Below are 8,951 nucleotides of genomic sequence, written 5' to 3'. Positions count from 1 at the left end.
GCTGCCTAGGTAGCGCAGGCACAGCCGGTACGCTTGGCTGTATGGACATGGGCGCGGTGGCTGGCGGCGAAGTCTAGCCATAGAGAACAGCGGTCGGCATCATAAGCCTAAAGCTAAACTGCTGACCGCTGCACTTCCTTATAAAATTCATCTATCACTATTTAAAAGAAAAACTATGAAGAATTTATCATTAGTAATGCTGGCACTACTCACGGCAGGCGCAACAGAGGCGAAAGCACAACTCAGCCTAGATGAGATATGCAAGAAATACATTGAGAAAGCAGGTGGTGTTGAGCGGTTAAAAAACCTGTCTAATGTAACGTACGAGCAGCAGCTTTTATCTAATAACTATGAAGTACCACAAAAAATTATTGTTGTCAATAATAAGGCGTTTTATTCAGAAAATGTAGTACCCGGCAAGAAGGTAGTAGTTTGCGTGGTAGATAATACGGGATGGCAAATAAATCCTTTTCAAGGTTCAACAAAACCAAAAGATCTTACTAGCCAAGAATTGACTTTATATAAATATCAAATGAATCTTAATGGTCCTATTTATAGTTATTATTATGATCCAGCAACTAAAGTAGATTCCTTAAAATTACTTGGCAAGAGCAAGGTTGGCAAAGAAGATTGCTATGTCATAAACGTGCTATACAAGAATAAATATTCAGAAAAAGCATATATATCTGCTTCTGACTTCACACTTCGTAGAATTGAAAGCGCCTACGGTCAATTACAATTATCAAATTACAAAACTATTGGTGGTGTAGCATTTCCTTTTAGCAAAGAGATGAGTAGCCCACAAGGTTCTCTTTACGTGCAAGTGCTCAATATTAAGACAAATCAAAATATTAATAATTCTGTATTCCAAAGGCCTTAGTGCTGTTTATTCGTATACTACAAACATTTATTATATGAAGACTATATTCGCTGCTTTATTCTTGTTTGTATGTGTCGGAGCAGTACAAAGCCAATCTATTAAAGTTAATCAAGATTATTCTCTGCTTATTAACCTAAAAGAGAATATTCCATGCTATAAATGTATATTAAAGTACAATGCTAGTGATGGAACAATCTTAGGATATAAACAAACTGACTCCCTAGGTTTGGCCATATTACCAGTTGAGATACTACCTCAAATACGTAATATAAGCGTACAGCTTGGAAAAGGCTGGTATGGCAGTACCCTCAGTAGAGCAATCGAGCCTGGCCAGACAATTACCTTGACGTCAGTGCCAGACAAAGCAGCCCCTTTATTGCAGAAGACACTAAGAGAGGTAGTTGTCACAGGCCACCAGCAGCTAATTGAGGACACGGGAGAAGCAGTAATTTATAATGTAGCTGCGGACATCGCTAACTCTGGTACAGATGCTACGGATGTCTTACGTCGAACACCGTTGGTATCAGTAGATGTAAACGGCACGCCTTCCATTAAGGGAAGCGCGAGTATAAAAATTCTACTAAACGGTCGTGCTGTGTCTTATCTACAACCTAGTGATTTATTAGCACAAATTCCTTCTGACTTGATTATAAAAGTAGAGGTGATTACGGCACCAGGTGCTAAATACGATGCGGATGGAGCAGCAGGCATTATAAATATTATCACAAAAAATCCAGTTGCGCTCAATCACTCCGGGTCGTTGAATACGGGCCTAGGAAGCAGAGGTAGTCATTTATTTGCAAGTGACACTTACAATACGAAAAATTTATCCATATCAAACGGGTTAGGATTCCTCTCCTTCTACAATAGTACACAAGCTAAACAAATAGCGCAATATGCAGATGAGGAAGCACCTTTTTTTAATCGAAGGTCTGCGGGCAGAACGCGCGGTTTATCCAGTAGCTACCAAGGGTCCATTGCGACGCTAAATAAAAAAAACTACTTCGAGCTAAGCTTAAATGCTTTTTTACAAACTGTTAAGCCTGAAGAATCATTTTCCTCTTACACGAAAGAACACACTAATTCGCAGTATCAAGGGCTTTTTGCTTCGAATAACAAAACAGCCAACATAAGTTCTGCCCTTTCTTTCGAGAGAAAGTTCAGTAAAAACGATCAGAAAGTGAGCGCTACTATTGAAGGAGGCTATTTGCCCACCAACAATATTGTACGCTTACTACGAGAGGCTGACGTTTTATCTACGTGTAACAGAATTAATAATAAGAACACACTTTATACAAGCTCGGCAAAAGTTGACTATGAGTTCAACATTCATAAGAAGCACTTTTTCGAGGCAGGTATAAAAGCTGCTAAGAGCTACTCTGCTGGCACAAATGACGCGGTACTGGACAGCTCCTCTGTGGACAACTATACAGCTAGCCGCAATGATCGCACAGGATATCAGCTTTCCTATTCCATCGCTAGCAGCTACTTCTCCTATAAACTAGCCGCAACGCCACGATTAAGTTCTAAGCTAGGGTTACGATACGAATACACAAGCAGTAAGTACTCGCTTGAAGATCAGACAGGTAACTTAGATACTTATAAACGAGGTAGTCTATTCCCAGCGTTGACAGTGGTTTACAAACTCTCAAATACTTCCACGCTTACGGGTAATTATAATTATCGTATTCAACGACCTCCTTTTAGCTTATTATTACCTGTTGTGTCTTACATCTCATCAGGTATTAAGTATATCGGCAATCCTTATTTAAATCCAGAGTTCTCACACGTAATCGAATTGAGTGTATCAAAATACATCGAAGCAAATTATTTCAGAGCTTCCGTGTACACGACGCTCACGCAGGGTGCTGTCAGTAGTGTCATTAGTCAACAGGATGGCACGACTACCACGTACATTAATGCCGGCAGTGAGAAAATAGTTGGTCTCAACTTTTGGGCTACTGTATATCCTGTTACTGCTTGGAGTATTAATTATGGATTTGATTTTAATTATCGCAAGGTATCAAACACAGTAGTAAGTAATACTGGGCTCCGGTTGACCAACACACTTAACACAACATTCCGCATAGGTAACAAATGGTCAACGCAACTTTGGGGCGCCTTTAACACTCCTAAGATACTGCTACAAGGAACAGAAAATAATTATACGTTCAGCAACCTATCTGTTAAGCGGGAAATGATAAGTAAAAGATTATTCTTAGCTCTATCAGTAGACAATCCATTTTCAAAAGGCTTTACGCAAAAACAAAAAATAGTATTGCCGGAATACAGTAGTAGTAACGAAGTGTTGTACTACAGCCGAGGATTTCGCTTGCTACTTAACTACAAATTTGGAAATAATAAAAACGGAACTTACCGCTCTAAAGAAAGTAGTATACAATCCGGCTTTGATGTAACAAATCTCGAAACCAACTAATCACTTACGTTTAAACTTTCATTTATATCTAACCATCTTTATGATTAACACCATGGAAAAGCACATCTGGAGCCACTTTTTTGAAGATCAGAACATTCGTTTCCCTGAACAACCAAAACTTATTGATGGAATTAGCGTGTATGATGCGCCATATGGCTTAGGCCTCCAGTTCAGAGGTGGACCTGACAAACTAGTGTTGCGCGGAAAAAGCTCAAGCGCTCTATTTAGCTCTTTGTCGCACCTGCTCGATGGAAAAAACACATTGGCTTCAATATTTGATGTTACCAGGCCTGACTTTGATATCAACGAAGTGGCTACTATGCTCAAGATATTACATTCTTATAACCTGTTAGCCGATGGTTTACATTATGACGTGCAAGCTACGCCAGCGGAAACCGATCCGTGGAAGCTACAAAAAGATTACTATAAGCGAGTAATCGGCAAGACCGCTTATAATAAGAGCGCTACATCTGTTGTGTCTTCTATCGATAATGCCAAAGTATTATTAATTGCTTCAGAAAACTTAGCACCGGTGTTTGTTTATAACCTCAAACTTGCTGGTTTTAAACATATTGGATTAAATTATATTCGAACTGAGGGAGGAGTTACGCTGCCATCCTCAGAGAGCGAAGCTGATTTAATGACTTATACAGATATCACGGATTTAAACGAACCGGGTTTACGCAATGAATTAGCTAAACGGATTGATGATTATCATTATGTACTCGTAGGACTCGAGAATCCTTCTATCAATTTCGTGCAGCAACTTAACGAATTCTGCAAGATCAAGAACAAGAAAGTATTGTTCGTACTCAGCAAGGACAATCACTTTGAGATAGGCCCGTATTTCGTACCAAATAGTACGGCTTGCTATAACTGTTCGATTTTGCGACAGAATAGCTACAAAGAAGATGCTATTTTCGACAAAGTACATAGTCAGCACTTACACGATACAGAACAGAAAGTAGATACTGCTATTAAAGGCGTTGATTTAGTCAGTGCTAGCGCTGCTGTCGGCTATGCTGTTTCGGAGCTATCAAAGATTGTTTCCAAATTGTCGAAACCAAATTTAATTAACCGAGTGGTGGATTATGATTTCCTCAATGGAACAATTGATAATATTCATTTAATGCCTGTACCGGGTTGCCCTGTTTGCTCTAACTAATTATTATTTCTAGCCATGCACTATAATCTATTAGAAGTCTTCGGACTAGAGAAATACGCGCCCATTATCGACTGGGGCAAGCGCGGCAATACCGTTACGTATAGCCACATACGGCAGACGGGCGGCACGGATCCTAAGTGGTGGGTAGGTACGGCTAAGCTAGCCAACAACCCTATCGGACGTCACTTCAAAAACAATATGAATGCCTCAGCAGGCACCTCTATCTACATCAAGGAAACATTGCTGCGTACAATCGGTGAGACGATTGAGCGCTATAGCTCTACTAATTCACACTTGGTGGACACGCCGGTGATGCTGCCGGTCGATGCTACAAAAGGCTACGTGCGGTGTCACCCCCAAGAGCCAAGCCCCCCCAGCTACAAAAGTGTCACAACCCCAGTACCTATTGAGCACACCCAGGTAATTCGTCTCGCCGACAACAGCGCAGATTATTTACCCTCCGAGCACATGCACCTAGGTTTTATGCAATATCGCAATCGACCGATGCATACGTCTCCAATTTCAACGGGCTGTGCTTTTTTTCCCGATCAAGTCACGGCCATTTGGAAAGGTATCTGCGAGGTAGTGGAGCGCGATGCAATGATGCGAGCTTGGCACACTCGCCAACAGTGTACCCGTATCGACCTGAACTCCATCATTGATTTCGATATCACGGAGCGCTTGCACCGGATCAAAGACCAAGGGCTTTCCCTGCAAGTGTTTGAAATTTCTTCGATCGTCAATATTCCGGTCATGTACGCCATTCTCATTGGTGAGGAGTTCCCCTACTATTGCGTTGGTGCCTCAGCTGATGCTAGTCCTGAACGGGCCATCATTAAGGCTGTCGATGAAGTAGTATCCATTCGGACAATGGCCAACTGGAATGGCTTTCGACGCCAGGGTGAGCGGGACTACGAGCTCTTCGATTGGGTGAACAGCCTGGACAAGCATATGGAATTGTACGCCAACTGGCGAGATACTCCCGCTTTTGACTTCCTGTTGCGACAAACTGCCCCTTCCGTGACCTTACCGGAGCTACGACAGCAAAAAGCTTGGCTGCAGGAGCCCCATTCTTACGCTGAATTGCAAGGCATTGGTCAAGATCTGGCTGCGCAAGGCTACGACGTGTACTGGAAAGACGTTTCCATCCCCGACGTGAAGGAGTTTGGCTTCGTCACAAAAGTGACGGTTCCCCAGATGATTCCGCTGTCGCAGGCTTTCTCCTGCCGCTGGTTGTCCCCTTTATTCGACGACGACACCATCTCCACAGTTAATCCCTATCCACACCCCTTTTCTTAAGCCTATTTATCATGTTTGATCAACGACTATATCCTAGCCAGAAATACCATAGCGCCTCCAGGAACAGTAGTGGTTTCATGCACGCGCTCAACGAGCACTTGATTCATTATCGCGACGACATTGTTCAACTCAAGGACAAAGTAACCTTCACATTTAAGGGACCTACCGTGCCACTGCCCCGGCCAGCACTGCCAAATGTGAGCCTGGAACACGTGTTAGAAAATCGCCGCAGTCAGCGAGATTTTGTGCATAATCCCATGACGTTGAAAAACTTAGCTACGCTACTCCATTATAGTGCTGGCTACAAGCACACAGAGGCCAAGCGTAAATATGTGCCGTCTTCGGGAGGAATGAACTCTGTGGAAGTATTCGCCTTCGTGCTCAGTTCCGAAGAAATTCCGCTTGGTGTTTACCACTATAGTTCCTTCAACCACGAGTTGGAAGAAATTAACCTAGGTGACTATCGCGAGTGGCTGAAAACGCACGTGTTTTTCCAGCAAGAGTTCTCCCAGGCTTCCGTCGTGATCGTGCTGACTTCCATGATCGGCAAGCTAACCAAGAAATACCTGATGCGCTCCTACCGCCTTGGCTTAATCGACGTGGGTCACGTGTCACAGAACATCTACTTGGCTTGCGCCGCTTTAGACCTGAAGGTATGTGCCTCTGCCGGCTTCATTGACCACGAAGTAGACGAAGCGCTTAAGATTGACGGCGATGAAAATGCTTCCTTTCTAACGATTATGGTTAACTAAGATGATACAGCTAGAAGGTATTACAAAATCCTATAACGGTCGATCTATTTTAAAGCCGCTGAACCTAGATGTTCCCGCCGGTTGTGTCTACGGGCTGCTTGGTCCCAATGGAGCAGGAAAAACGACCACGCTACGGCTGTTGTCGCGCATTATCTTACCTGACGCCGGCGCTATCTATTTTAACGGTGAAAAATACCAGGAGCGGCACGTCAAGCAAATTGGTTACATGCCGGAAGAGCGCGGCCTGTATAAGGAAATGAGCGTGCAAGATCAAATTAATTACATCGCTGATCTGCAAGGCCTTAAACGCCGCGAAGTAACTAATCGGACGGCGCGCCTTCTAAACTTGTTCAACCTAGAAGGTGTGCTTAATCAACCCATCAAGCGCTTATCGAAAGGAACTAGCCAGAAAGTGCAATTTATCTGTACAATTCTGCATCAGCCAAAACTACTTATCCTGGACGAGCCATTTAGTGGCTTGGATCCGGTAAGCTCGCAGGCCTTAGAAAAAGAGATCCTGCACCTTCGCGATAATGGCGTAGCGATTATACTCTCTACGCACCGAATGGACCAAGTAGAAACTATCTGCGATAAAGTTTGCCTGCTCAACCAAGGCGTAAAAATGCTGGAGGGAAAAATAAGCGAGGTGAAAGCGCACTTTAAGACGGGCACTTATGAGCTAACTACTAATCGAACACTCGATGATTCACTGCTAGCAAAATATATATTTGTTTCGCGTGACAAGAATAATTATCGGGTTAGTTTACAAGACAATAAAGAGGCATCTGTCTTTCTACAAGATATTTTATCTGACAATGTTAGCGTGCAACGTTTCGTTGAAACGTCTCCAACGATGAACGATATATTTATCAATATTATAAAAAATAATACCATTTTTTCTCATCCGTTAAATAACTTAGTATGAGCCAGCTATATCATGTCGTCAAGCGTGAGTTATCAATTCGGGTAAAAACTAAATCCTTTCTATTATTTTCCCTGATATCTCCAATCCTATTTGTAATACCCTTTCTCTTTGCCATATTTATGAAGCCGTCAATTAAGGCGGTAGTGAAGGTAGGTATTGTGAGTGAGCTAGCTGCGGCCCAAGCAAAAGATACAATCTTGTACCGGGGGCTAACGTTTTTCCACCTACCGGGTACATTGGAACAAGCCAAAAAACAGCTTTCTAGTCGCAAAAATGACTTGCTAGGAGTACTGTACATTCCCGCCGATGCTGCTGCCGGATCGTCTAGTATGCCGATCAAGCTATATGTACCGCAAAAGGATGCTGGGCGCGAAAATCAATACAAAGATATTGAGGCTTACGTCAATCAATACTTTTTACAAACATTAGCTGAAAATATAAAAGTATCGCAACAAGATCTCGAGGCGCTCACAAACTATCGCAGTATCTACCCGGTTGTCGTCGATTACAAGAAGAGCAATGTTAATATGCTAGCTGCTTCTATTGCTTACACAACTGGCATGTTGCTGTATCTGTTGCTTATTCTTTTTAATAATTCAATTTTAAAAAGTGTTGCTGAAGAAAAGCAAAACCGTTTGGCGGAAGTATTGTCTATGCACGTCAAGCCCTTTAATCTAATGTTCGGAAAAATATTAGGTTCCGGCTTCGTATCCCTGATGCAGATGACCTTATGGGTATTTATGGCAATTCTTTACTTAAAAGGACTGCACTGGCTCGACGTAAACTTTTTTGGCGGTGGCAGCAGTGAATCCGGAGGACCATTTAATCTAACTTTTATTCTAAATAATGTGCAGTATCTGCCACTCCAAAAGATGCTGACCTTTATTCCCCTGTTTTTCATCTTCGGATTTCTCTTGAACGGGGCCTTTACAACCGCCATAGGCGTGAGTGCAGCGGCCGATAGCAGCGCGTCACTTTCTTTCCTGGGAAACATCATCAATATCATGAGTATTTACGTGGCCATGTTTTCGGCTAGCTTCCCCACTAGCATGGTCACGAAAATTGCCATGTATGTGCCCTTCTTCTCACCGATGGCTATCCCCACTATTTTGCCTTATGGTGTTCCGGTACAGCAACTGCTGCTTTCGCTGAGTATCCTTGTGCTGTCTTTTCTCGCCATGATTTACGTTACTGGCAAAATTTATCGCTTGTCTATTACTGCCAATGGCAACCCAGTTTCTGTGAAAAGTATCTGGCGGTCATTAGCTACTAGCAACTAACCATCACGTTAGCTAGCAATGTTTTCTAGCCCATTGAACCAATGGGACGACTTGCCGGAACCAGCAAATGCCTGTAAAGCATCGTATCGCAATTGGGAGAAATTTTGGTCTTCTAAAGGGCCACGACTGTAGAGAAATCAAGCACCGTTATCTCTAGCAGGACCAGCGCTGCATCAACATGGATAATGCTTGGTCCACGTTGCAGGGGCATAG

7 protein-coding genes are annotated in these 8,951 nt (G+C 42.9%); all 7 read left to right on the top strand.

Going from position 1 to position 8,951, the window contains the following annotated elements; translation table 11 throughout:
- Positions 1–175 precede the first annotated feature (175 nt).
- The 7 genes from BXP70_RS28200 to BXP70_RS28170 all read left to right on the top strand — a co-directional run bounded on the left by BXP70_RS28200 (position 176) and on the right by BXP70_RS28170 (position 8,738).
- Positions 176–880, top strand: a complete 705-nt coding sequence (locus BXP70_RS28200) for a hypothetical protein (RefSeq protein WP_143436763.1) — start codon at positions 176–178, stop codon at positions 878–880.
- 34 nt (positions 881–914) lie between these two features.
- The gene (locus BXP70_RS28195; RefSeq protein WP_086597465.1) at positions 915–3,317 is read left to right on the top strand and encodes a TonB-dependent receptor domain-containing protein; all 2,403 of its coding nucleotides are present in this window, start codon (positions 915–917) and stop codon (positions 3,315–3,317) included.
- Positions 3,318–3,369: 52 nt separating this feature from the next.
- Entirely contained in the window at positions 3,370–4,482 is a 1,113-nt protein-coding gene (locus BXP70_RS28190; protein WP_179197888.1) for a TOMM precursor leader peptide-binding protein, read from the top strand.
- 15 nt (positions 4,483–4,497) lie between these two features.
- On the top strand, positions 4,498–5,781 hold the full coding sequence (locus tag BXP70_RS28185; protein ID WP_086597463.1) for a YcaO-like family protein: 1,284 nt from the start codon (positions 4,498–4,500) through the stop codon (positions 5,779–5,781).
- A 77-nt stretch (positions 5,782–5,858) separates the two neighbouring features.
- A complete protein-coding gene (locus BXP70_RS28180; protein WP_218779895.1) occupies positions 5,859–6,533 on the top strand; it encodes a SagB/ThcOx family dehydrogenase in 675 nt (224 codons plus the stop codon).
- Between the two features lies 1 nt (position 6,534).
- On the top strand, positions 6,535–7,458 hold the full coding sequence (locus tag BXP70_RS28175; protein WP_086597461.1) for an ABC transporter ATP-binding protein: 924 nt from the start codon (positions 6,535–6,537) through the stop codon (positions 7,456–7,458).
- Positions 7,455–8,738 carry an ABC transporter permease gene (locus BXP70_RS28170; RefSeq protein WP_086597460.1) on the top strand — a complete coding sequence of 428 codons (1,284 nt, stop codon included), beginning with the start codon at positions 7,455–7,457 and terminating at the stop codon, positions 8,736–8,738. Before BXP70_RS28175 ends, BXP70_RS28170 begins: the two co-directional genes overlap by 4 nt.
- The last annotated feature ends 213 nt before the right edge of the window (positions 8,739–8,951 follow it).

Origin of the sequence: Hymenobacter crusticola (assembly GCF_002154225.1) — a bacterium.
Lineage (GTDB): Bacteria > Bacteroidota > Bacteroidia > Cytophagales > Hymenobacteraceae > Hymenobacter > Hymenobacter crusticola.
The sequence above is the reverse complement of the archived record's forward strand: the minus strand, read 5'-3'. Positions and strand labels throughout refer to the sequence as shown.